A 24,423-nucleotide genomic window follows, 5' to 3' on the forward strand; every position below is an offset into this window, starting at 1 on the left:
TTCATGCAAAATCAATTTAATGGACAAAGGTTAAAAGAAGCAAGATTATATAGAGGTATGACATTAGATGAATTACGTGAACATATAGGAGTTTCTAAGCAGATGATTTCAAAGTACGAACAAAACTTATCTGCACCTACACCAGAGGTTTTGTTTTCTTTGATACAAGCTTTAAGATTTCCCAAAGAACATTTTTATTCATCGAACAGCCAAAGCTATACTTACGGAAATTCTTATTTCCGTTCACTTTTAAGTACTCCTAAAAAAGATAAGTTGTATCAGTTATCGAGAATTGAAAATATAGTTAGTCTAAGAAACTTTTTAGAAGAAAGTATTGAATTTCCAATTTTATCATTACCAGACTTAGATGAAACTGATTGTTTAGAAGAAAAAGCAAGTTTATTAAGAAAAGCTTGGGGGCTAGGCGATGATCCTATTAACAATGCGGTGGAACTTTTGGAAAGTAAGGGATTTGTATTGTCTGATCTTTCTTTTTCAAACGAGAAGATAGATGCTTTTAGTCAAAGAGTTACAGTTGACTTTAAAAACAATATACAAAATTACTATGTTATAGTCTTAGGCAGTAATAAAAAATCTTTTTATAGACGGCAGTTTGATGTAATACATGAGTTAGCTCATTTTATTTTACATGAAAGTATAGATAATATTGAAGATGAAAGCAATGATACTTATAAAAAGATGGAAAAAGATTCTGATTCGTTAGCTGGTTATTTTCTTCTTCCAAGCAAATCATTCGGAGATGATGTGTCTAAATCACCACTTAATTTAGATTATTATAGAGAGTTGAAATTGAAGTGGAAAGTATCTATTGCTTCTATGGTCTACAGGGCAAGACAATTAGAAATTATATCTCAAGATGAATTTGTGAGACTCTATAAAAATTTGAGTAAACGTGGATGGAGAAAACTAGAGCCTCTGGACGATATAACACCTATTGCAACTCCTGAAGCTTTTGAAGAAGCATTACATCTATTATTTGAAGAGGAAATTTACAATTTAGAATCTTTTATTAAAGACTATTCTGATTTATCTGGAAAATTTATTACCTATCAAGAAATTGAGGAATTACTAGGTTTAGATAGTGGATTTTTTATGCAGTATCAACAAAACACTTCTAAACTTGTATCCTTAAAAAGGACACCTAATTAAAAGGTGTTCTTTATTTATTATTGAAATTAAGAGCGCTTACTATATAATGATGTTATAGGAATAAGTTAAGGAGGGATACTATGGCTAGATTTGTATTTGATGAAAGTGAAGATTTGACATTTAATAGTCCTCAAGAAATGTATGAAGATTATAAAAAGAAAAAAATTAAGGGAGTATTAGATTATCAAGCAGAGATGTTATCTGAATACATAAAAGATGAATTTTTTAATTATCCTGATGTGGCATTAGAGTTACCAACAGGAAGTGGGAAAACATTAGTAGGGTTATTGATAGCTGAATACAGGAGACGAAAGTTAAAAGAAAAAGTAGTTTATGTCTGTCCAAATAATCAATTGGTAAATCAAGTAGTTAAGCAGGCAAATGAAGATTATGATATTCCTGCGGTAGCATTTACAGGGAAAAGAGCAAATTATTCTCAGGATATCATAAGTTCATATTTTGACTGTAGTAAGATAGCTGTAACAAATTATAGTTCTATTTTTAATATAAATAGTTTTTTTTGTGAAGCCGATGTAATCATTTTTGATGATGCGCATAGTGCAGAAGGATATATAGCAAATAATTGGACGTTAACAATCAATAGAAAAGATGATTCGGACTTATTTATTAGTATTTCTGAACGTCTCAAAGATGTTATTGCAAATAATTCCTACTTAAGGCTTACTGAAGACCAAAATGAAGGTGCTGAAGAAAACTGGTGTGATATGGTTCCCAGAATCAAACTTGATGAAATTTCTAATGATTTATTCGAAATAATCAGTCCTAGAGTGGTAGATGATAGTTTAAAGAAATATGCATGGGCAAATATAAAGTATAACTTAGAAGCATGTAATCTATATTTGAGTAAAAATACTATAATAATTAGACCCTTTATTCCACCAACTAAAGAATTAGAATCTTTTATTAATCCTAAACAAAGGTTATATATGTCAGCTACTTTGGGAATAAGTGGTGAGTTGGAGAGAACGATCGGAGTAAGCAAAATTAAACGATTATCTTTATCTGAAAATCGAATTCCAAGTATAGGTCGACGATTTTTTATTTTTCCTAATGTTAAATTTGAAATAGAAAATAACTTTGAAATTTTCTCTAAAATAAAAGAACACACTCCTAGAGCACTAATACTCACTGAAAGCAAAAAAGACTCTAAAAAATTAATTGAAAAATTAAAGAGTGAATCAGGAGCTAAAATATATGAAATTGAGGATTTAAAAAGTTCGTTTGATAGTTTTAATATTGAAGATAATGCGATAGCAGTTCTTGCTAATAGATATGATGGATTGAATATGCAAGATGAACTATGCCATTTTCTGATTTTATATGGGCTTCCTAGCACGACAGGACTACAAGAAAGATTTTTTACAAGTAAGCTATCAACGGCTATTTTATTTAATGAGAGAATGAAAACACGAGTAACTCAAGCAGTAGGAAGATGCACTCGGTCAACAAATGATTATGCGGTAGTTATGATTATAGGAAGAGAATTGCAAACTCTGATGTCTCCTACTGGAAAATCTAATCTATTCTCACCAGAATTGAGAGCTGAGATGGAAACAGGTTATGCAGTTAGTAAACAAGTGGAATCTGTGGAAGATTTGTCTCAAACGGCGACTTTAGGATTTACTAGAGATGGTGAATGGAATAGCATAGATACGCAAATCATTAAACAAAGAAATAAATTCAAGAGTAACCAAGATACGTATAGATATAATGAGGAATTGATAAAATCTTCGAAGCTAGAGGTTGATTTTCAATATTGTTTATGGAAACAAAATTATGAAGAAGCCATAGAAAAAGCTATAGCTATAATTGATACATTGAGGTCGCCAGAGCTTGGTGGATATAAACAATATTGGAATTATGAAGTTGCTTCGGCTTATAATAAACTTTTTAGAGAAGGAAAAGGTGAGTTAAATAAAATAAAAGCAAATGAGTATTATGATAAAGCTTCAAAGCATTCAAATGCAATAACTTGGTTTAGGAATCTTAAAATTGATGATTCAGTTGAAGAAGATAATGCTTTTGAATCTACAATATCTGATATAATTGATAGATTGGAGAATAATATATCATCGGTTTCTGAAGGTAAAAGGAACAGTAATTTTCAAAAAGACTCTACTGATGTGATTAATTTGTTACAGGATGACGATGGTGTTAAGTTTGAGAGAGGCGTGGAAAAGCTTGGGAAGTTATTAGGATACAGTGCTGATAATCCAAATGGCAATGCTAACCCAGACCCCTGGTGGGTTTTAAATAGTAAATATTGTATAGTGACAGAATGTAAAATTTATGAAGATACTAACAAAGGGATTTCTGTAGAGCATGCAAGGCAATCAAGTACACACCCAACTTGGGTAAAAAATAATAGAGAGAGTCTTTTATTAGATTCAAATGCTGATATTATTAATATTTTAATTTCTAATGCTAGTCAGATTAATATAGGTGTCAAAGAAATTATAACCAATATTAACTATGTTAATAGAGAAGATTTAGTGAGATTTGCAGAAAAAAAATTACCTGTCATTTCAGAAATTATTAGGAAATATACTGATCAAGGAGACTTACTTTGGAGACTTGAAACGGAAAAGATATTATCTGATAATAAGTTGACTCCTGATGATATTAATAAATTTCTAACTTCCAAAAAATTAACTGATTTACCTGTGAAACAAACATAGAATTAAAAAAGAACTAGATTATCTAGTTCTTTTTTTTGCTCCCAATAACATATTTAAATTGACCAGATTTTGACCATCTTAATTTGACAATCAATGATATCTATTGATTAATTAAACTACTATGAGTGACCTAAATTACTTGTTTTGACTATGAATGACACTGGTTGAAAACTCGATTCCAATATGGAAGGCAGTGTAGGGTAAACCTATTATATGAGCTAGAACCCTTGATATATAGGCTCATTGTCAAATCGGACTGAATAGTATAAATAAGGAGGTTGGTTATTGAAAGAGCAAAACTTTCGATAACCAACTTCTTTGTTCTGTCATTTAATTCATGAAATACTTGATAAGTAAAACGCAGCGTAGAAGAAAAGTCAAGAAGTCGATCAATCATCATGGCTTCTGTCAGATAAGGAAACATAGGTGCTCTAAAGCTACGCCATGTTTTGTAGATCGAATGATTAATGTTGGCTCGATCTTTCAATAAAAATCGCCAATTACTTTTTAATTTATTCGCTAAATGGTGCTCATTTTCCTGCCGTAATCGGGCAACCTCTTTGATGCGAAAGGTATGAAACGCCCGATGAACAACATGAAATCGGTCACTGACAAGCTTCGCTTCAGGAAATACACGTAGAATCAATTGAAAATAAGCCGCATTCATATCAGTCACTAGAAATTGTACACTGTCTCGATTTGGGCATTTCTGAAAGTAATGAACTAAGTTTACCTTCAAAATATTTTTTTCGTGACTCGAAAGTTTAATTGTTCGTTTGATAATTAAGTAAGTGTTTACAAAAGTTAATCGAAGATGTTATAATGAATTATAATCATTCGAATGAATGTTAAAAATTAGAAGGAAAGTAGGAGAGAAAATGAGTCATTTTTTTGAAAAGGCTTTAGATGGATTGGCACGTTTTGCTAATACAAAAGTCATGAGAGCACTTAAAGATGGGTTTGTTCTGACGATGCCTGCAACATTGATTGGTTCAATTGTATTATTAATTGGGAACTTTCCAATCCCAGGTTATGCTGAATTTATGGCGGGAATCTTTGGTGATAATTGGAACGTATGGATTAACCAAGTGTCTTCAAACACTATGGATATTTTAGCTATTATTGTTGCAATTGGTATCGCTTATTCATTTGCTGTTAATGAAAAGCAAAATGGAATTTCTTGTGCAGTAATTTCTTTAATTGCTTTCTTTGTAGTTTCGCCATCCGCTATTATTTCAGAATCTGGAGAAGTTGTAAGCGGTGTTCTTGTACGTGGCTGGACAGGAGGAAATGGTATTATTACAGCTATTATCATGGGAATATTCACAGGCTACGTTTATACATTCTTTATGAAACGAGATATTCGTATTAAAATGCCTGCTGGAGTACCTGATGGTGTATCAAATGCTTTTTCATCTTTAATTCCTGGTTTTGTTATTGTTATTGCTTCGGCAATCTTGTACCAAATTTGTATCGTGTTTGCAGACAAATCTTTGACTGAGGTGATTTTTTCAGTTATTCAAGTACCGCTTCAAGGTTTGACAGATTCATTTGGCGCAGGTTTAATCATTGTTGCATTAATGGGCATTCTTTTTTGGGCAGGACTTCACGGACCAAATATTGTCATGGGAGTAATGTCTCCATTATTAACTGCTAACTCCCTTGACAATCAATCAATTATGGATGCAGGTCAAGCACTTACTATCGATAATGGGGCAAAAGTGATGACCCCTCAATTCATTGATATCTTTATTAAATTTGGAGGAACCGGTTTGACGCTTGGGCTAATTATTGCATCTTTAATGGCTGCACGATCTAAACAGATGCGTGAAATGTCAAAATTATCCTTAGTTCCTGGTATTTTTAATATTAATGAACCAATGATTTTTGGGTTACCGATTGTATATAATCCTATTATGCTAGTTCCGTTTATTTTGACACCAATTATTGCATTAATAGTAACCTACGTTTCTATTATTAGTGGTTTTTTAGCTCCCTTCTCCGCTGTTCAAGTTCCTTGGACAACCCCACCAATTATCTCAGGTATTTTAGTCGGAGGGTGGCAAGGAGCAGTTGTTCAAGTTGTAATCATCATTATTTCAGTTGTGATGTACTATCCGTTTGTAATGCGCCAAGATAAAGTAAGCTTGGCTCAAGAACAGGCTGCAACTGAGCAATAAACAAAAGAAAAACTTATAAGGAAGTGATATAATATTTAAATAGAATAAAAGGAGTGGATAAGAAATGGATGCAAAAGAGTTGAAACGTAAACTACTTCATGATATCGAGCAAGGTATCATCCAAAATACGGAAGGTAGGCTACCAAGTGAACCCGAACTAATGGCGCATTACCAAGTAACACGTTATGCTTTAAGAGCGGCCTTTAATAGTCTAGTGGATCAAGGATTTATTTACCAAGTTCAAGGAAAAGGCACTTTTGTACGAAAACGAAGTCATAAGAATGCCATTACCTTAGATCAAACAGCTGGTTTGACTGAAGAAGCGAAACGACTAGGCAAGGAATTGAAAACAGTCTATGCCAAATTGATGACAATTAAAGCAAGTGAAGCGCTCTATATTCCAGACGAGACAGATATTTCTGAAGACGAGGAACTTTATTACGTAGAACGATTACGTTATTTGGGCGAAGAGCCTTTTGTATTGGAATATTCCTATTATCGAAAAAAATTCATTCCTTATCTTAATCAAGAAATTGTTGAGAATTCTATTTATGACTATATCAAACAAGCATTGAATATAAATTTGGGTTTTGCGGATAAATTTATTTATTGTGAAGCCTGTGATGAAAAACAAGCAGATGTCTTAAATTTGTCATTAGGCTCACCTGTCTTGGTTTTAAAGGATGAAGCATACTTAAATAGTGGGGAAGTATTTAATTTTTCCAAATTATTTTATCATCCTGACATTCAATTTTTTATGTTAGCCAAAATGACCTAAAAATTAATTTTTCTAATGAATTAGAAAACAAATGAACTACAAGTGGTTTAGAAATCTTTTCTAGCCCTTGTAGTTTTTAAATGAAAGAACCATTAACTAAATTAGGAGTGAGACAATGAAACAACAAGAGTTATCATCAGATTTTTTGTGGGGAGGCGCAGTCGCTGCTCATCAGATTGAAGGTGCTTGGAATATAGATGGAAAAGGAGTCAGTATTGCGGATGTTATGACGGCTGGAGCCAATGGCGTAGCTCGTGAAATAACGGAGGGAATTCAGGCTGGAAGTTATTACCCAAATCATGAAGCGATTGATTTTTACCATCGCTATAAAGCGGACATTCAATTATTTAAAGAGTTAGGATTAAAAGCCTTTCGGACATCCATCAATTGGACGCGTATTTTTCCTAATGGAGACGAACAAGAACCGAATGAAAAAGGCTTGAAGTTTTACGACGACTTATTTGATACGTTACTGGAAAATGGGATTGAACCTGTTGTAACCTTATCTCATTTTGAAATACCTTATCATCTGTATGAAGTATATGGAGGATTTCGTAACCGTAAACTAATCGATTTTTTTGCTCATTATGCTGAAGTTGTTATGACTCGTTATCGTGACAAAGTTAAATATTGGATGACCTTTAATGAAATTAATAATCAAGCAGATGATCAAGATGATATTCACACATGGACAAATTCTGCTATTAAATTTAAAGAAGGTGAAAATCGAGAAGAAATCGTTTATCAGGCTTCTTTGTATGAGCTGATTGCTAGTGCAAAAGTAGTTAGTTTAGGACGCAAAATTAATCCTGAATTTCAAATTGGCTGTATGATGGCGTATGTTCCAATCTACCCATACTCTTGCCATCCGGATGATATGATGGCAGCTTTAAAAGTAATGGATAAGCGTTTTTTCTATAGCGATATTCATGTTCGAGGAGTGATTCCTAATTATGTGAAACAACATTGGGAAAAAAGAGGATTCGACATCAAGTATACGGCAGATGATTTAGAAATATTAAAATCTGGAACGGTTGATTATATTGGTTTTAGTTATTACATGTCAAAAGCTGTTACTACCTTAGAAAAGCCAGAAGGAAAACCTATTGTTGGAGTTGATGGGGCTAAAATAGTTGATAACCCATATGTTGAAGCTAGTGATTGGGGCTGGCAAATCGATCCAGTGGGGTTACGCTATACTCTCAATGCTGTCTATGAACGATATGGTTTGCCGCTATTTATTGTAGAAAATGGTTTTGGTGCATATGATAAAGTGACAGAAGAAGGACAAATAAAAGATCCATATCGAATTGAGTACCTATCAAAACATATCAAAGAAATGAAGACGGCAATAGTGGAAGATGGAGTAAATGTTCTAGGTTATACTCCCTGGGGAATCATTGACTTAGTTAGTTTTGGAACAGGCGAGATGGAAAAACGTTATGGAATGATTTATGTGGATCGGGATAACCATGGAAAAGGTACACTAGACCGTAAGAAAAAAATGTCCTTTGATTGGTATAAACAGTTGATTCAAACAAATGCTAAGGAATTATGAGTAAAAATATACTAAATCATCAATTTTTGAAGATCTGAGATGTAACGATTAACGTTATGTTTCAGATTTTTTTGAATGAAATTTATCAAAAACAACTGAAAGCCTTTACATATTTATGGTGAATTGCTATAATCTAATCATTCGAATGATTATAAAATAACTGCATGATTATGATAGGGGCTGATGATGTTAGTTTGTTTATGTAGCAAATAGAATGTTCAAAACTACAATTTAGGGGGAATCTAGATGAAAAAGACGTTAATTATGGGGATAGGTACACTTGTTACAACCACGCTATTTTTAGGCATAGGGAGTTCGAGCGTTGAGGCAAAAGATTTAGGTAATCAAGTGAAAAGCCAAATGGAAAGCATGACTATAGAGCAAAAAGTAGGTCAAATGTTGCAACCGGATACACGAAGTATTCAACCCGAGGATATTAAAGATAACTACATCGGTTCCATTTTAAGTGGAGGTGGTGCATCACCTGAAGAAGGAAATACGGCTAAAGATTGGGCTGATCGCCTAGATAAGTATCAAAAAGCTGCTGTTGAAGGTTTCGGAATTCCTTTACTATATGGAGTAGATGCGGTTCATGGTCATAATAATGTGAAAGATGCGACAATATTTCCTCACAATATTGGCTTGGGGCAGGCAAATGATGAAGAACTAATGAAAAAAATAGCACTTGCTACTGCTGAAGAGATGCGAGCAACCGGTGCTCATTGGACATTCACACCTACTTTGGGATTACCAAAAAATGAACGTTGGGGACGAACATACGAATGTTTTGGCGAAGATGCTGAATTATCAGCTAAACTTGGAAAAGCTTATATTCAAGGTTCTCAAGGGGAATTAAATGAAAGAAATGCGATTGCTACTGCAAAACATTTTATTGGAGAAGGCATAACTAAAGATGGTATAAACCAAGGAGATGTCCCTTTAGAGTACGAAAGTGAAGCATTTCAGAAAGTATTAAAAGAAGAATTATTGGTGCCTTATAAAGAAGCCATTGAAGCAGATGTGAAATCAGTAATGGTCACATATAACAGTATTAATGGTGTTAAAAGTCATGGCAACAAAACGTTGCTAACAGAACTGCTAAAAGAAGAGCTGGGTTTTAAAGGAATTGTTCTTTCTGATTATAATGGAGTTGATCAAATAGAAGGAGACCTTTCCTATAAAGAGAAAGTGATTAAAGGTGTTAATGCGGGAATCGATATGATGATGGTTGATGGTTACGAAGGAACCACACCAAAATGGCAATTGGTTCGCCAAGCTATTTTAGATGGAGTGAAAGAAGATAAAATTTCAGAAGCACGGATTGATGATGCCGTTGAGCGGATTTTATCTGTAAAAAAAGATATGGGATTAATGGATAACAATGCGAAATCAGCGTATGCCAATAGAGAGTTATTAACGACAGTAGGTGGAAATGAACATCGTAAACTTGCACGTGAAGCTGTCCAATCTTCACTAGCATTACTAAAAAATAGTAAAACAGACAATAGTACGTTAATAAACGATCTAAAAAACATGAACAATATTGTCGTTGCAGGTAGTTCAGCTAATGATATTGGGATGCAATCTGGTGGATGGACAATTTCATGGCAAGGTTCGATTGGGAATACCACAAAGGGCACAACAATTCTTGACGGACTAAAAGAAGTAGCTAAAGAAGGAACGACAATTGATTATAGTAAAGATGGAACTTTAAATAAAAATGATTATGAAGCAGCCATTCTTGTTATGGGCGAAGAACCATATGCGGAATACGCTGGAGATGTAGTGCCAGCGGAGCTAAAACTAAGCAACAAGGATACTGCCATTATTAAGAAAATAAAACAAAGTCAGCCAGATTTACCAATTGTAGCAGTGTTGACGACTGGACGTCCAATTACAATAGTTCATCAACTTGAAGACTTAGACGCCATTGTAATGGCCGGATTTCCAGGAAGTGAAGGTGCTGGGGTAGCCGATATATTGTTAGGAGACAAAGATTTTACGGGTAAATTAACAATGAGATGGCCTTGGTATGCACAAGATATTGAGAAAAAGTTTACGGATGAATCAAAAGTTTTATTTGAAACGGGACGAGGATTAACCAAAAATCAAACAACAGCCATTAAGACACAGGTACCAGAAGATCCAACAATTATAGATTTAAAAGAGTCAACAGGTGTCATCCAAGCAGAAAAATTTGTTGACAAGCACAAAGAAGTTGTTATGGAAAACGATCAAACGTCTATTGGTCATTTTTGGGAAGATCGGTACGTAACGTATAATGTCTCAATTCCTGAAAGTGCTCGTTATACGTTCTCAATTAATACTGCAACAGCAGAAAGTGACACAAAAGTAGCTTTTGACATTTATGTTGATGGTAAATTATATTATCAAGCCAATCAAGTGCTCTCTAATACAGGAGGCTGGTCGAATTTTAAAGAACTAGAATTTACTGAGAAAGTTAGTTTACCAAAAGGGAAGCATGAACTTAAATTTGTATCACGTGCACGTAACTATAATATTGATTATTTCAAATTTATAAAGTTTGACGAGCAGTTTGAAGAACCAACTGAAGAAAACAATCCACCGGAAAGTGATGGATCTGGTGCAGTTATTAAAGAAGGTGCTGTCAAAGTAAATATGTCATCTTCGGAGAATTCTCAAAATATGTCATGGTATACAGCACCTCAAGAAATAGAAAATAAGAATACAGCGAAAGAAGATCTAACTATTCGCAACATAGATGATTCTGACGTTACAAGCATTGTTGTTAACGATAAGGAAGAATATCAAAAGGCTCTTGGGGTAGGAATTTCTTTGGAAGAGTCAACGGTTAGTAACATGCTCAAAATGTCACCCGATAAACGAAAAAAATTTATTCAACAGTTAATTGATCCAATTGATGGGATGGGCAATACATTAATCCGATTGACAATCGGTACTTCTGATTTTACTGGGCAGGATTTTTATACGTATTATGATGGTACAGGTAAAGAGTTAGCGGGTAAACCTGACTGGAACAATGATACTGGAAAGGGATTCAGCATTCAAAAAGATAAGGATGTTGGCATTATACAGATTGTAAAAGAGGTACAAGAAATTGCCAAAGAGCTTGGAGTAGAAAATGAATTACGCTTCTTTGCTTCATCCTGGACGCCACCTGGTTGGATGAAGTTACCAACAAATGCAAGCAACTCTTTTTCCAACAATGAATTGTTATTAAAGGGCGGTACTTTAAATGATGACCATATTCAGGATTTAGCAAAATACTATGTACGGTATGTTGAAGAGTACGCCAAAGAAGGTATTCCAATTTATGCCATGACTTTACAGAATGAACCACTTTTAGAAATTGATTATCCAAGTTGCTATATCACCGGAGCACAGGAAGCAAAAATGTCTAAAGCAATCAAAGAAGAGTTAGGGAAAAGCGCTCATTTAACTACACAGCAAAAAGACGTAAAAGTCTGGGCCTTTGACCATAATTTTGATGGTGCAGATAGTTTCGTAAAAGAGTTGTTTGATACTGAAGATGGTCGTGAAAATGTTGATGGGATAGCATTTCACCCATATGGTGGGGTTCCATCAACTATGGGGAATTTATATAATCAATACAAAGATGAATATAGTATGCATTTAACTGAACGTTCTGTATGGGGAACAAATGGCGCCAACGACATTATTGATTGGTTCCGTAATGGTTCACAGAGTTACAATGGCTGGGTGACAATGCTTGATAGTAACATTGCGCCTCATCAATGGGTTGGTACACCGGATCCTACAATGTTTGTGCAGGATGCCAATAATCGTGAAAATTATTGGAGTACACCAGAAGTGTATATTGTAGGGCAATTTAGTAAGTACATCCGTCCAGGATTTATTCGAATCAACAGTAATAATGGTGGACAATCAACGGTTACAAATGTAGCCTTTAAAGATCCCAAAACAGGGAGAATCATTTTAATTGTCACGAATCGTAGTAAGGAAGACCAGCCATTTAAAGTTATTGTAGGTAAAACACAGTTTAATGCTATTTTACCAGTTGGCAATACAGCGACGTATACATGGGATCCAGTAGATACAACTGGCGTAAAAGAATTGACAGATGAATTAACACTAGACGATGCGACTCTTACTGGTAAGGGTGAAATAATAGACGGAAAAATCTTAGAAAAGATTGATCGTACAACAAGGTTAGATTATTATGTCAATGTAAAAAAAGCAGGGACCTATAAAGTGGAGTTTGAAGCAGCTGCTGGTGGTGATCAAGCCAATAATTTCCCAATTCAAGTTTCTCAAGATAGTCAAGTCTTAGGTACTGCACATATCATGCGTCATCATTTAGATAATGAAGAAAACGCATGGACAGACTACACAAAAGTTCAAACCTATGTAAGATTTGAAAAAGAAGGATTACAAACGTTTAGTATAGATTTTCCAGAAGGAGGGATGAATTTTAAGAATGTTCATTTCACCAAATCAGAGATGAATCAAACAATTCCAGGAGCATTGACACCAGAGAATTATTTTGATCAAAAAGGTCTGGTTTTTGAATCAGGAGAGCAAAACAATTTCGGCTTTATTGAGCGAGACGATTACGTAGATTACAAAATCGATGTTCAAAAAACAGCAAAATATGATTTACTGTTTGACGTCTCGACGATCAATGATACCAGTGGTGTTTGGATTGATTCTATAGATAATGACAAAAATCAGAAAAATATTGCTGATATTAATTTCAAACTTACGAATGGCTTAAACAACTATGATAGACAAGCGTTCTCAATCGATTTGAACGAAGGAAAACAGACATTACGTATTAAGTTTAAATCAGATCAGACCAAATTAAGACAAATTATTATAGGTAACGGTATAAAGGTGACTCAACCTGAGTTGATAGAAGGAGCTCTTGATAAAACAACGTTTACAGTAGATCTATTAAGTGGAAAGTTTGAGGTGTTGGAGAAAGCAAAATGGACATTGGATTTACCAGAAGGTCTAGATTTTAATCTTGAACGTGTGAATGATACTCAAATAAAAGTAACTCTATCTGGGGAAGCTGAAAACGATTTTGATCAAAATCTGCTGATATCATTACTGATAGACGCATCTCAAGTAAATGGGATTGCTGGAACTGTATTGAAAGAAACCATTGTTATTACAGCTATTGATGATGATGAATCGTTACTTGTTCCAAAAGAGATAGCATTTGGGCAGAAAAAGGTTGATATCGAGATTGAAGGTGGCACATTTAATAAAAATGTCGCGGAGCATGTTAGTTTATCAGACAATCTAGCAAAATATGTGGAAATTGAAACAATTGATCGTCTTTCTAATAAAAAAATTAGTCTAACGCTAAAATGGAATACGATGTATGGTGATATGATAGGTACTATAAAAGTATCAAGTAAAGGATATTCTGATGGCACAGCAGCACTATTCGGGGAAATTACGTTTAAAGGGACTGACGCATTACCTGAACCTATCTCTCTCAAGGATGATTCTCTTGTTTTATTAGAAACATTGGCATATAGAAATAAAGGAAGTCTAAAAGAGAATGCAGTGCAAGGGAACTATCTAGATTATTTTTTAGGCGTTGAAGAAGAAGGGGATTATCTTATTCGTTACCAGGTAAAAAATAATCAAGCGATTGGGAACGGATTAAAATTAAGTGGAGGAATGGGACTGGCAACTGATAATTTAGCTAGCATTTCATTTCCCAACTTGTGGGGAAATACACTTGAATATCGAAATATGCTTCATCTTCAATCAGGAGATCAAACACTAAGATTTGAAATGAATGCACAAGGCTATGAGATTCAAGAAATCAGCATAGAAAAAATAAAAGACTCCATTGAGATTAATGAAAATACCATTTTAGACGCTAATCAAATTATCGACGGCTCAAAGGATAAAATGTGGATTATTGAAGAAAAAGAGAACCTAAAAAATATTGGGAGCACAACAGCTGGAGCATACGTTGATTATCAAGTGAATGTTGCAACAGCAGGAACGTATCAGTTTATGGTCAATGCTGGAGGAGATGTGACTAACGGAAAAGCAGTATTGCAAACAATTAAAGAAGGAAAAGTGACCGATTTAGGCAGTGTTGAAGTTGAAAATACAAAAGATTGGGGGAAATTTGCCGACAGCCAGACAGTAGAAGTAACACTTGATAGCGGGAAACAGATATTACGTATTTTCTTTAAAGATGCTGGATTTAATTATCGACATGCCCGTTTAGCGTTCCTTAGAAGCGGAGCTGATAAAACAAAATTAGTGGCACTTTTATCGGAAGTAACAGCGCTTAAAAGCACTGACTATACCGTAGAATCGTGGAACCATTTAATGGAGAAAGTAACTATTGCGCAGTCACTTATCGAGAATCAAGAAACTGGACAAAGTGAGATTGATCAAATAATAGAAGAAGTAACGCAAGCAAAAAATAATTTAATACCAAGTAGTGAGGTTGAGCCAGAGTCAATTCAATTAAATGTAAGTGGAATTAAAACATTGAAAAAGACAAAAGAGTTGCAACTTGAACCAACATTGAGCCCAAGTGAAGCAGTCACGACAATTACCTGGATGATTGAAAAAGATGAGATAGCTGGTATAGATGCTAAGGGGAATTTATTAGCTAAAGAAGTAGGAACAACTAGAGTAACGGCTAAAACAAGTAATGGAAAGACTGCTAGTTTTGTTTTACGGGTCACTAACTAATTGAACAAAGGAGAGAGAGATGGAAAACAAATTGATTAGAGTAAGATTAATAATAACTAGCCTATTCGTTTTATCATTTATACCAGAGTTTGCGCAGGCAGCAAAATATTATACGACCTCTCTCTCTATTAATTTAGGTACATTTACTATAGAATCGGATGAGAGCCAAGGACATTTACTAACAGATTCCTTTGTAATAGTAACTGCTGATCAGACATCAATTAAAGAGATGGATGTTTGCGATGCGTCTAATTAAAGAGTTTTTTTCGAATGTCTGCATCTTTTTATTTGTTGGTATTATCTGCATACTACTGTGGGGGAAAATATCTGAAAAAGAGTTACCAGTAACATTTGTTAATGTACTGACAAATAGTATGTCACCTACTATTAAGGCGGGGAGTTTAGTAATAGTAAAAAAGGTAGAAGCCAAAGATTTATTGATCGGTGATATTATTACTTTTTCATCAAGAACAGAACTATTAACACATCGTATTACTAAAATAGAAAATAAGAAAAGCTTTGTGACAAAAGGTGATCACAATAAAATAGAGGATTATTCTCCTGTTTTAGTTGAAAATATTAAAGGAAAAGTTATTTGGTCAGTACCATTTTTAGGTGGAATAGGGCAAATAATAAAAACGCCAAGAGGAACAATTGCATTTCTATTAACTATTAGCCAATTATTTTTGACAATAGAAATCATTGGAGTAATAAACGAGCTAGCGTATGACAAGCAGAGAAGTATGAAGAAGTGGGGGGAAAGTTAATTATGAAGAAGAATGAGAAGATGAGAAAAAAGTATCATAAAATTAGGGATAGTAAGAAATTTAAATTATTGTTGTTGACGATAACATTACTTTTAGTAACGATAGGTTCTACGTATGCGTGGTGGACAGCATCTAAAACGGTTGAGCAAAAAATAACAATGGGAAACTTGAACATAGAGGCAGACTTCAAACAAGAATCCCATACCAACTATGAGCCGGGAACCTATGCACAAATTAATGGACTGATAAAAAATACAGGTAGTATACCAGCATTGATCAAGATTGATAATGGTTCAAAAATTACTTTTGCCTATGCAGATGATGAATTAACGCCTATTGCGCTAAATGATCGGCAAGCTAAAGAAGTCGATCCAAATGCTATAACGATTGATTGTGAACCTGAAACTGGAGATTATTTGGAAAATAAAGATGTCTGGTGGTTTACTCATGAAAATGGAAGTAAATACCTTTTAATGGAGCCAAGTACGAATGCCAATGTTTGTATCAAAGTTAATTTTGACGGAAAGAATGCAACAAATAAATATATGGATGCATCAATAGAAGCCAAAGCCCAACTTAAAGCAACTCAAGTCATAGAAGAGGCAATAGTAAGTGAGTTTGGTATTGAGTCATCTGATCTAATAACTTTACCAGCGACTAAAAATAATTCTAAGCTACAATCCCGTTTGCAAGAACTTTTGCAAAGAGCTAAATAAATGAAAAAGAATCGCTTACTACTAATGATCATTCTAATTTTTTTTAGTAGCAGTCAAGGGACAATCGCTTTAGCTGACGAAAAAGAAATTATTATTTATTATAATAATCAAAAAAAAACGCTATTAAATGAGAAAATAATGATTACCAATGCTTATCCAGGTTATAAATGGCAAGGTACAAGTATGATTATTCGTAATCAAGGGACAAAAAACAAATTTCATCTATTTATAAAAGTAGAGGATAATTTTTTTTCGAAGGAACAGGTAAAAGGGTTGGTTAGGTTGAGTCAAAAAAAAGAGCAATTCACTTACTCTTTTGAAGAAATTAAAAAAGGTATTCATCTAGAAATTGAAAAAGGTGAGACAATTAATCTAATACCGACGTTCCATCTAAATGGCTATAAAATAGGGAATGAAACACAGAATCAGTCTTTTTCAAATAATTATCAACTTGTTTTGGAAGAACTGACTGAAGAAAAAGCAGTATCTATTCAGAAAAAGCATCCTTTTGCTCAACGTTTTCCACGTACAAATGAAAATGACAACTTTGTAGCTCTTTTGTGTGGATCAATCCTTCTACTTTTAATAAATGTCTACTATATTAAAACATGATGGAGGAAAAGTTTTCTTTAAGTTTAATTTGTCAAATGACTTTTACTTTTGATATAATTCGACTTATAGAAGTGGAGGAATGTAGGGATGATAAAAGTAGCAATTATAGGATACGGGAACCTTGGGCGTGGCGTTGAGCGATCTATAAAACAAAATCAAGATATGGAATTAGTAGGTATTTTTACAAGGAGGGCACCTAAGACGCTTCAAACAGAAGGTGGGCAAGCTTTCACAATGGATCAACTTAAAGCCAAAAAAAATGAGATTGATGTTTGCATCTTATGTGGAGGCTCTGCAACAGACTTACCGTTGCAAACGCCAGAATGGACGCATTTATTTAATACTATCGATAGTTTTGATACACACGCTAAGATACCAGAACATTTTGCGAAAGTGGATCAAGTGGCTAAAGAAAATCAAACGACATCAATCATTTCAGTAGGTTGGGATCCAGGTTTGTTTAGCTTAAATCGCTTATATGCCCAAAGTATTTTACCAGTGGGACAGACAAATACCTTTTGGGGGAAAGGGGTTAGTCAAGGTCATTCTGATGCATTAAGACGAATTGAAGGTGTGGTTGATGCGGTTCAGTACACGATTCCAAACAGTGGGATTATCGAAAAATTAAAATCTGGTGGACAGCAGAATTTGACTACTCGAGATAAACATTATAGAGAATGTTTTGTCGTACTTGAAGAAGGTGCGATAGAAGAAGAAATATACAAGGAAATTGTTTCAATGCCAAATTATTTTTCTGATTACGATACAGAAGTTCATTTTATTTCAAACGTGGAACTGGCTAGTGATCACAAAGCTATGCCTCATGGTGGAACTGTTTTGCATACTGGAGTCACAAATGAAAATACTAAACAAGTGATTGAATATAATTTACAACTTGAGAGCAATCCAGAATTTACCGCAAGCGTTTTAGTAGCTTATGCTAGAGCATGTGTTCGCTTAGCGAAGGAAAACCAATTTGGAGCTTATACTGTTTTGGATATTGCGCCTAAGTATTTATCTAATCGGACAGACGACGAACTAAGAAAAGAACTATTATAAAACTGAATTGAGTAAAAAAGAATGTTTGTTTTTGAAGCATTCTTTTTTTAATCAGTTCCAATTCTTCTAGTGCTCTGTTAATTGCTTAGTTTAGCTAAATGTTGGAAGTGTATGAGGGGGAAAAGGCTACAAAAGAGCGAGTACTACTAGATAGAATATCCAGGATTTTCTATTTTTTAAAGGCTGTTTCACTAGTATAATAAATTTTGAAACGCTAATGCTGATAGTGCTTATTTTTTATTTAAGATCGTAAATGTTTAAATTATAAAATAGTTGATTTATATAAAATTGTTTTAATCGAAAATTACATACTATCATTGTGATAAAGAAGAAAAGTGAACCAGAAATTAATAATTTTTGGGCTTACTCTTCTTCTTTATTTTTTTATTTATTTCGCATCATGCGACAAGATGTGGAAAAATATTGGGCTCTCAATCCTCTATACTACATATATAAAGTTGATATATATATTAACTTATAAAAAATGGAGGGATAGACATGTCATGTCATGGCTCAAATACTGTAAGATTGGTTATTTCATTCTGGGAATACTATTTATTGGATTAGCTATATTCACTTTTAAAAACCCAATAATAGATTTAACTTTACTCGTCTTACTCTTTTCAATCGTAATAATTCTAAAAGGAATGTTTGAACTTTATTCAAACAAAAGCATGAAAGAATGGGTAGGATATTACTCTAATTTAATTGTATGGATCGGTATCATTGATCTGTTGATCGGGGTTTTCTTTTTCTTTCATTTGACACTGGGAATCATTTTATTACCATTTATTTTTGCTCTTTGGTTTGTTTTTAACGCTGGCTTCCGATGGTTAAAAATTTTAGTGGCTAAAGAATTAAATGTTGTTCATCGAAGCTTTTTATTAGTTATAAATAGTTTAGGAATAATCATCGGCTTCTTTTTTTTATTCCATCCCACAATATCAGCGTTGACACTTGTCTTTTGCATTAGTCTCCACTTTTTGCTACTAGGAATAATGAATTTGAAACTTGCAACAAAAAAGACATAAAGATGATAGTTTTTGAAACAAGAACTTATAAAACTATGTGAATGTTATCATCTTTTTTCTTATACATCAAAAAAAGAAAGGAACAAAAAAATGTCTGAAACGAAAAAAAAATTATCACGGTTTAGCTTCTTCGCTATGACCGCTTCATTATTTATCACTGTTTATGAATACCCGACATTCGCAATGTCTGGGTTGACCTTAGTCTTTTTCTTACTTGTCTGTGGCTTGTTCTGGTTTTTACCCGTCGCATTATGCTCCGCTGAAATGGCTACCATTAAAGGCTACCAAGAAGGAGGGATTTTCGGTTGGGTAGGCAAAACGCTCGGTGAGAAATTCGGTTTCGCTGCAATTTTCTTCCAGTGGTTCCAAATCACCGTTGGATTTGTGACGATGATTTACTTTATCATTGGCTCCTTATCCTATGCGGTAGGCATCCCTGCCTTAAACACGAATCCGCTCTTGAAGTTTATCAGTGTTGTTTTAATCTTTTGGATCGCGACACTTCTCCAATTTAGAGGAACAGAGACAACGGCAAAAGTTGCTAAAGCAGGATTTGTCTTTGGGATTATCATCCCAGTTGGCTTGATGTTGATTTTAACCTTCAAATATATCCTTATCGGCGGTCACCCAGTGGCGCATTCCTTTACAGATAAAGGCTTTTTCCCTAAAGGAAAAGATTTCGCCGCATTAGCCTCTTTTATGTTGGCTTATATGGGTGTTGAAGCTTCTGCCCCTCATATCACGGAACTAGAAAATCCTAAGAAAAACTATCCCCTTGTGATGTTTATCTTGGTCATCGTCGGAATCATTTTAAGTACCATCGGTGGAAGTGCGGTGTCTATGGTTATCCCCGCAGACAAATTATCGCTGAATTCAGGCGTCGTTCAAACGTTCCAAACCCTCATTTTAGCTGAAAATGGTCAATTAACATGGGTGGTAAAATTAGTCGCAGTCTTAGTCGCATTCGGGGTATTAGCTCAAGTATGTTCATGGATCGTAGGGCCCACAGAAGGCTTACGCATGGTCGCGAAAAAAGGATTGATTCCTTCACGCTTCAAAAAAGTCAACGACAATAAAGTACCTGTTCCATTATTGATCCTTCAAGGAATTATCGTGACGGTTTGGGCAGCGGTCCTTACACTAGGTGGTGGCGGAAGTAATGTTTCATTTCTAACAGCCATTTCACTCACCGTAATTATTTACCTAAGTGCCTATGTCTTGTTCTTTGTGGCATACTTTGTCTTAATTTTCAAACGCTCAAACCAAGAACTAGAACGGACGTATCAAGTACCCGGCGGTAAAATCGGCAAAGCGTTGATCGGTGGTTCAGGCTTACTGTTATCACTTCTTGCGATCGGTTCATCGATGATTGCCCCAGGGGAATTAAAAGGAGCAGAAATCCATACGTACTTGATCACGCTAGGCATCAGCTACATCGTAACATTGGCGATACCATTTGTGTTCTATCACTTTTATAGTCGTCGTCAAACAGAGAAGAAAAACATACATCAAAAAAGGAGTACCTAAACTATGAAAATGATCAAACAAGAGTTCATTAATATTTTCAAAAACAAAATGTTACTGATATCCGTGATTGCTATTACGTTCATTCCCATTCTCTATGCCGGATTTTTCTCGAAATCGGTATGGGATCCGTACGGGCGAGCAAAAGATTTACCTGTTGCGGTTGTCAATGAAGATAAACCTGTCGAAATGATGGGACAAAAAGTTAACGTCGGAGAGCAAGTAGTCGACCAGCTAAAAGGCAACCATGATTTAAAATGGGAGTTTGTTTCGGCGGAAGAAGCGAAAAAAGGCATGGAAGATTTACACTATTATATGATCGTAACCATTCCTAAAGACTTTTCAAAAGATGCCACAACCCTTTTAGATAAGCATCCAAAGAAAATGGAAATGGTCTATACAACTAATGGATCCCTTAACTATATTGGTGAAGAAATTTCCCAAATCGGTGCGACCACCCTTGAGTCTCAAGTAAGAGACAGTGTGACAGAATCCTACGTGACCGCCTTAAATGAGGTAGGGAAAGAAGCCGCAAAAGGCATGGATCAAGCATCAGATGGTGCCAAGCAATTAGCAGGTGGGACTACGCAGCTACAAGATGGCTTAACACAATATACTGGTGGTGTATCCCAAGTATTAGACGGCTCTACTCAATTAGCAGATGGAACGAATGAATTGGCGGGCAATATTGCGCCACTAACCTCAGGCGTTTCAGAGTTAGATGAAGGCGCATCAGAATTAAGTTCAGCGCTCGGCACGGTTAATGGAAAAGTTCAACCGCTCGCTGGAAAAATCGCCGCTTTAAATACGGGGTTAACTGAATTATCTAGAGGAAGCCGAGAATTAGAACAAGCATTACAAAGTGTTGAAAACAGTTTGGATCCAACCGCTAAAGAAACCATTCAACACAACTTAAATCAAGCGAAAGCAGATTTAGACAGAGTGTTATCAGATGCCCAATTAATGGCAAATACCTCAGTCGAATCCGCTCAAGTCGCTGCCGATTTACAACAAATTGGGGCGCAATTAAACGAATTAAACAACAAAATCACAATCGATTCAGCAGAGCTGCAAAATCAAATTGCAGAAAATATCCGTCGCCAAGAAGGGATTGAAGAAGCCGCAAAACTTCAATTAATCGCCGATATTAGTGGACAAATCGCCGCCTTTGAAACAGCACAAAATGCGAAGATCCACTCTGAAACAGCAGCTCTGTCCCAAAACATTACGCATGCCACAGCCTCAGCCGAGAATTTAGCTGTTCAAGCCAAAGCATTAAGCGAGCTAGCGGCAGGCATTTCAGCCAATACGAACAATCTGAAACAAGGCTTAAATGAAATTGAATCCGGCACAAACGGCTTACTAGGATTAGCTGATTTACCGCCACTTTCTGGACATGCCTCTACCTTAGTAAGAGATTTAGATCAAGCCTCTTACGAGTTAACGTTGCTAAATGCAGATCTTCCAGTCGCGTTGTCTGGTGTCAATCAATTAGCAACAGGAAGCAATCAATTATCAGATGGTTTAAACCAAATGTACGGTCAAATGCCAACACTGGCATCAGGTGTGTCTCAATTAAATAGTGGTGCTTCTCAATTAAACACAGGATTAGTGGAATTAGATGCCAATTCGCCTCAATTACTAAGTGGAGCAGATCAATTAGAAGACGGATCAGACCAATTAGCCAGTGCTCTTGGAGAAGCCGCTGCGATGGCAAGTAAAGCCAAATTAGGTGAAAAGAACATTGAAATGTTCGCAGCGCCAACCGATTTAAAATTAAAAGAATACAGCCATGTCTCAAACTATGGTGAAGCATTAACACCGTATATTATGTCCCTTGCATTATTTGTCGGCTGCCTAGTCTTTAATTTTGTGTTCCCAATTAGAAAAGTATCTATGGCTGGTCAATCGGCTCGTGATTGGTGGTTAAGTAAAGTAGCGATTGGATTTACTGTCTCTTCTGGAATGGCCTTCATCGAAGCGACAATAATGTTAGCGATTGGCTTACACGTAGATAACATTGGTCAATTCTATCTCTTAGCCTTTATCAGTGCGTGGTCCTACATGTTCCTTGTAATGTTCTTCGCAATGGCCTTTGATAATCCAGGCCGATTTGTCGCAATGGTCTTACTCGTACTACAACTAGGTGGGGCAGGAGGAACGTTCCCAATGCCATTAACCAACGGATTCTTTAATGCGATCCATCCATATCTACCAATGTCATATTCAATTTACGGATTCCGTGAAGCCATTTCAGGCGGAATAGGCGCACCAATGTTTAATAAGAGCATTTTGATTTTAAGTATCCTCTTCGTCGTCTTTGTTTTATTACTAGGAGTCGCGATGAGCAAACTACAAAAGAAACACTTGGCAGGACTCTCTCAATTAGACAATAATCAAGAATTACAAGCCGTAGAAAACCAATAATTAAGACAAAACTGGCCGTCTATCGACAAAAAAGAAATGAACAATCTTGTCGATAGAACGGACAGAATGAAAAAAGAAAACAGCTAAAAACGCAGTAGAATAAGAAGTGTAAAGAAAAACAATTAAAAAAAAAATAACCCTAAGAAAAGGACGTGACATTATGTGCACAAGCATTTTTACACAAACACAAGATGGTCAACATCTATTATCAAGAACAATGGATTTCTCCTTTCCATTAGACCCAAGCCCGTTATATATGCCAAGAAAGTATACATGGACAACAGAGGCAGAAAACGTAACCCATAGAAATGATTATGGCTTTGTGGGAGCCGGACGTCTATTAGGAGAAGCTTACTTCGTCGCAGATGGAGTCAATGAAAAAGGCTTATCCATCGCAGAATTGTATCTACCAGGAGAAGTTCATTACGCAACAGAGGCAAAAGAAAAGAAAAAGAATTTAGCTCCACATGAATTTATTTTATGGGTGCTGGGAAATTGTGCATCAATCAAAGAAGTAGAACAACAAATAAAAGAAATAAATTTAGTGGCACTTAAAGCCCCAATGTTAAATATTGTTACTCCTCTTCATTGGATTATTACAGACGAAACAGGGCGTTGTGTGATCATTGAACCAACCGAAGAAGAGCTAACAATCAAAGAAAATCCAGTTGGCGTGATGACGAATACCCCTTGTTTTGAGTGGCATGTTGAAAACCTACGTAACTATTTACATGTGCAGCCAAAACAATTTGCGCCAGCCACCTTTGGAGACTATACAGCCCTTCCTTTCTCCCAAGGAACAGGAACATTAGGCTTACCAGGAGGCTACACACCGCCAGAACGATTTGTTCGAGCAGCCTTTTTCAAAGAACATATAGCACAAGCAAAAGATGAAACAAGTGGTGTTACTAACGCTTACCACATCTTAGCCACAGTTCGAATTCCAAAAGGGATTGTCGTGACCGCAGAAGGTACCGAAGATTACTCCCAATATGTTGGTACGATGTGTAACGAAACACGTTCATACTATTTCAACTGTTACGATAACTGTCAAGTCAGTAAAGTAACGATCACAGACGATTTACTACAAGTAGATAAACCCGTGACCTTTTTAGCAGATAAGAAAGAAACCATCAAAGCATTAAACTAATCGAACAAGTAGAAGAAAACATAAAAAAGAGA

At 35.3% G+C, this 24,423-nt stretch carries 15 protein-coding genes and 1 pseudogene; 15 read left to right on the forward strand and 1 reads right to left on the reverse strand.

The annotated features are described in order from the left end of the window. Positions 1-3 precede the first annotated feature (3 nt). Together AC4BBR_RS05925 and AC4BBR_RS05930 are read left to right on the forward strand one after the other, a co-directional pair. The gene (locus tag AC4BBR_RS05925) at positions 4-1,170 is read left to right on the forward strand and encodes a helix-turn-helix domain-containing protein (RefSeq protein ID WP_490461627.1); all 1,167 of its coding nucleotides are present in this window, start codon (positions 4-6) and stop codon (positions 1,168-1,170) included. Between the two features lie 80 nt (positions 1,171-1,250). After that, entirely contained in the window at positions 1,251-3,869 is a 2,619-nt protein-coding gene (locus AC4BBR_RS05930) for a DEAD/DEAH box helicase family protein (RefSeq protein ID WP_490461628.1), read from the forward strand. A gap of 148 nt (positions 3,870-4,017) precedes the next feature. Here AC4BBR_RS05930 and AC4BBR_RS05935 read toward each other — a convergent pair. Then, positions 4,018-4,596, reverse strand: a pseudogene (locus AC4BBR_RS05935) (transposase); the annotation flags it as partial. Positions 4,597-4,747: 151 nt separating this feature from the next. Between AC4BBR_RS05935 and AC4BBR_RS05940 the strand changes: the two are divergent. From AC4BBR_RS05940 to AC4BBR_RS06000, 13 genes are all read left to right on the forward strand, one after another. After that, positions 4,748-6,049, forward strand: coding sequence for a PTS sugar transporter subunit IIC (locus AC4BBR_RS05940; RefSeq protein WP_490461629.1), 1,302 nt, complete (start codon positions 4,748-4,750; stop codon positions 6,047-6,049). A gap of 64 nt (positions 6,050-6,113) precedes the next feature. After that, the gene (locus tag AC4BBR_RS05945; protein ID WP_490461630.1) at positions 6,114-6,827 is read left to right on the forward strand and encodes a GntR family transcriptional regulator; all 714 of its coding nucleotides are present in this window, start codon (positions 6,114-6,116) and stop codon (positions 6,825-6,827) included. Between the two features lie 115 nt (positions 6,828-6,942). After that, complete coding sequence (locus tag AC4BBR_RS05950) at positions 6,943-8,385, forward strand: 6-phospho-beta-glucosidase (RefSeq protein WP_490461631.1); 1,443 nt, start codon at positions 6,943-6,945, stop codon at positions 8,383-8,385. Between the two features lie 246 nt (positions 8,386-8,631). After that, positions 8,632-15,105 carry a glycoside hydrolase family 3 N-terminal domain-containing protein gene (locus tag AC4BBR_RS05955; RefSeq protein ID WP_490461632.1) on the forward strand — a complete coding sequence of 2,158 codons (6,474 nt, stop codon included), beginning with the start codon at positions 8,632-8,634 and terminating at the stop codon, positions 15,103-15,105. 19 nt (positions 15,106-15,124) lie between these two features. Next, positions 15,125-15,361: a hypothetical protein gene (locus tag AC4BBR_RS05960; RefSeq protein ID WP_490461633.1), complete on the forward strand. Its 237-nt coding sequence runs from the start codon at positions 15,125-15,127 to the stop codon at positions 15,359-15,361. After that, positions 15,348-15,872: a signal peptidase I gene (locus AC4BBR_RS05965; RefSeq protein WP_490461634.1), complete on the forward strand. Its 525-nt coding sequence runs from the start codon at positions 15,348-15,350 to the stop codon at positions 15,870-15,872. The genes AC4BBR_RS05960 and AC4BBR_RS05965 overlap by 14 nt, the downstream gene beginning before the upstream one ends. Before the next feature lie 2 nt (positions 15,873-15,874). Then, entirely contained in the window at positions 15,875-16,588 is a 714-nt protein-coding gene (locus AC4BBR_RS05970) for a SipW-dependent-type signal peptide-containing protein (RefSeq protein WP_490461635.1), read from the forward strand. After that, positions 16,589-17,200 (forward strand): hypothetical protein, encoded by a 612-nt coding sequence (locus AC4BBR_RS05975; RefSeq protein WP_490461636.1) that lies wholly within the window; start codon positions 16,589-16,591, stop codon positions 17,198-17,200. Between the two features lie 87 nt (positions 17,201-17,287). Continuing rightward, positions 17,288-18,259: a diaminopimelate dehydrogenase gene (locus AC4BBR_RS05980; protein ID WP_490461637.1), complete on the forward strand. Its 972-nt coding sequence runs from the start codon at positions 17,288-17,290 to the stop codon at positions 18,257-18,259. A gap of 503 nt (positions 18,260-18,762) precedes the next feature. After that, positions 18,763-19,290: an HdeD family acid-resistance protein gene (locus AC4BBR_RS05985; protein ID WP_490461638.1), complete on the forward strand. Its 528-nt coding sequence runs from the start codon at positions 18,763-18,765 to the stop codon at positions 19,288-19,290. Positions 19,291-19,380: 90 nt separating this feature from the next. Next, positions 19,381-20,817, forward strand: coding sequence for an amino acid permease (locus AC4BBR_RS05990; protein ID WP_490460260.1), 1,437 nt, complete (start codon positions 19,381-19,383; stop codon positions 20,815-20,817). 3 nt (positions 20,818-20,820) lie between these two features. After that, positions 20,821-23,241: a YhgE/Pip family protein gene (locus AC4BBR_RS05995; RefSeq protein ID WP_490460259.1), complete on the forward strand. Its 2,421-nt coding sequence runs from the start codon at positions 20,821-20,823 to the stop codon at positions 23,239-23,241. Positions 23,242-23,401: 160 nt separating this feature from the next. Then, positions 23,402-24,391: a choloylglycine hydrolase family protein gene (locus AC4BBR_RS06000; RefSeq protein WP_490460258.1), complete on the forward strand. Its 990-nt coding sequence runs from the start codon at positions 23,402-23,404 to the stop codon at positions 24,389-24,391. Positions 24,392-24,423 lie beyond the last annotated feature (32 nt).

Source organism: Enterococcus sp. AMC1251, assembly GCF_058216535.1.

Coding starts and splice junctions, on each gene's coding strand:
- AC4BBR_RS05945 (WP_490461630.1), top strand. CDS start 6,114: ATGGATGCAAAAGAGTTGAAACGTAAACTACTTCATGATATCGAGCAA.
- AC4BBR_RS05990 (WP_490460260.1), top strand. CDS start 19,381: ATGTCTGAAACGAAAAAAAAATTATCACGGTTTAGCTTCTTCGCTATG.
- AC4BBR_RS05950 (WP_490461631.1), top strand. CDS start 6,943: ATGAAACAACAAGAGTTATCATCAGATTTTTTGTGGGGAGGCGCAGTC.
- AC4BBR_RS05965 (WP_490461634.1), top strand. CDS start 15,348: ATGCGTCTAATTAAAGAGTTTTTTTCGAATGTCTGCATCTTTTTATTT.
- AC4BBR_RS05975 (WP_490461636.1), top strand. CDS start 16,589: ATGAAAAAGAATCGCTTACTACTAATGATCATTCTAATTTTTTTTAGT.
- AC4BBR_RS05940 (WP_490461629.1), top strand. CDS start 4,748: ATGAGTCATTTTTTTGAAAAGGCTTTAGATGGATTGGCACGTTTTGCT.
- AC4BBR_RS05925 (WP_490461627.1), top strand. CDS start 4: ATGCAAAATCAATTTAATGGACAAAGGTTAAAAGAAGCAAGATTATAT.
- AC4BBR_RS05970 (WP_490461635.1), top strand. CDS start 15,875: ATGAAGAAGAATGAGAAGATGAGAAAAAAGTATCATAAAATTAGGGAT.
- AC4BBR_RS05995 (WP_490460259.1), top strand. CDS start 20,821: ATGAAAATGATCAAACAAGAGTTCATTAATATTTTCAAAAACAAAATG.
- AC4BBR_RS05955 (WP_490461632.1), top strand. CDS start 8,632: ATGAAAAAGACGTTAATTATGGGGATAGGTACACTTGTTACAACCACG.
- AC4BBR_RS06000 (WP_490460258.1), top strand. CDS start 23,402: ATGTGCACAAGCATTTTTACACAAACACAAGATGGTCAACATCTATTA.
- AC4BBR_RS05960 (WP_490461633.1), top strand. CDS start 15,125: ATGGAAAACAAATTGATTAGAGTAAGATTAATAATAACTAGCCTATTC.
- AC4BBR_RS05930 (WP_490461628.1), top strand. CDS start 1,251: ATGGCTAGATTTGTATTTGATGAAAGTGAAGATTTGACATTTAATAGT.
- AC4BBR_RS05980 (WP_490461637.1), top strand. CDS start 17,288: ATGATAAAAGTAGCAATTATAGGATACGGGAACCTTGGGCGTGGCGTT.
- AC4BBR_RS05985 (WP_490461638.1), top strand. CDS start 18,763: ATGTCATGGCTCAAATACTGTAAGATTGGTTATTTCATTCTGGGAATA.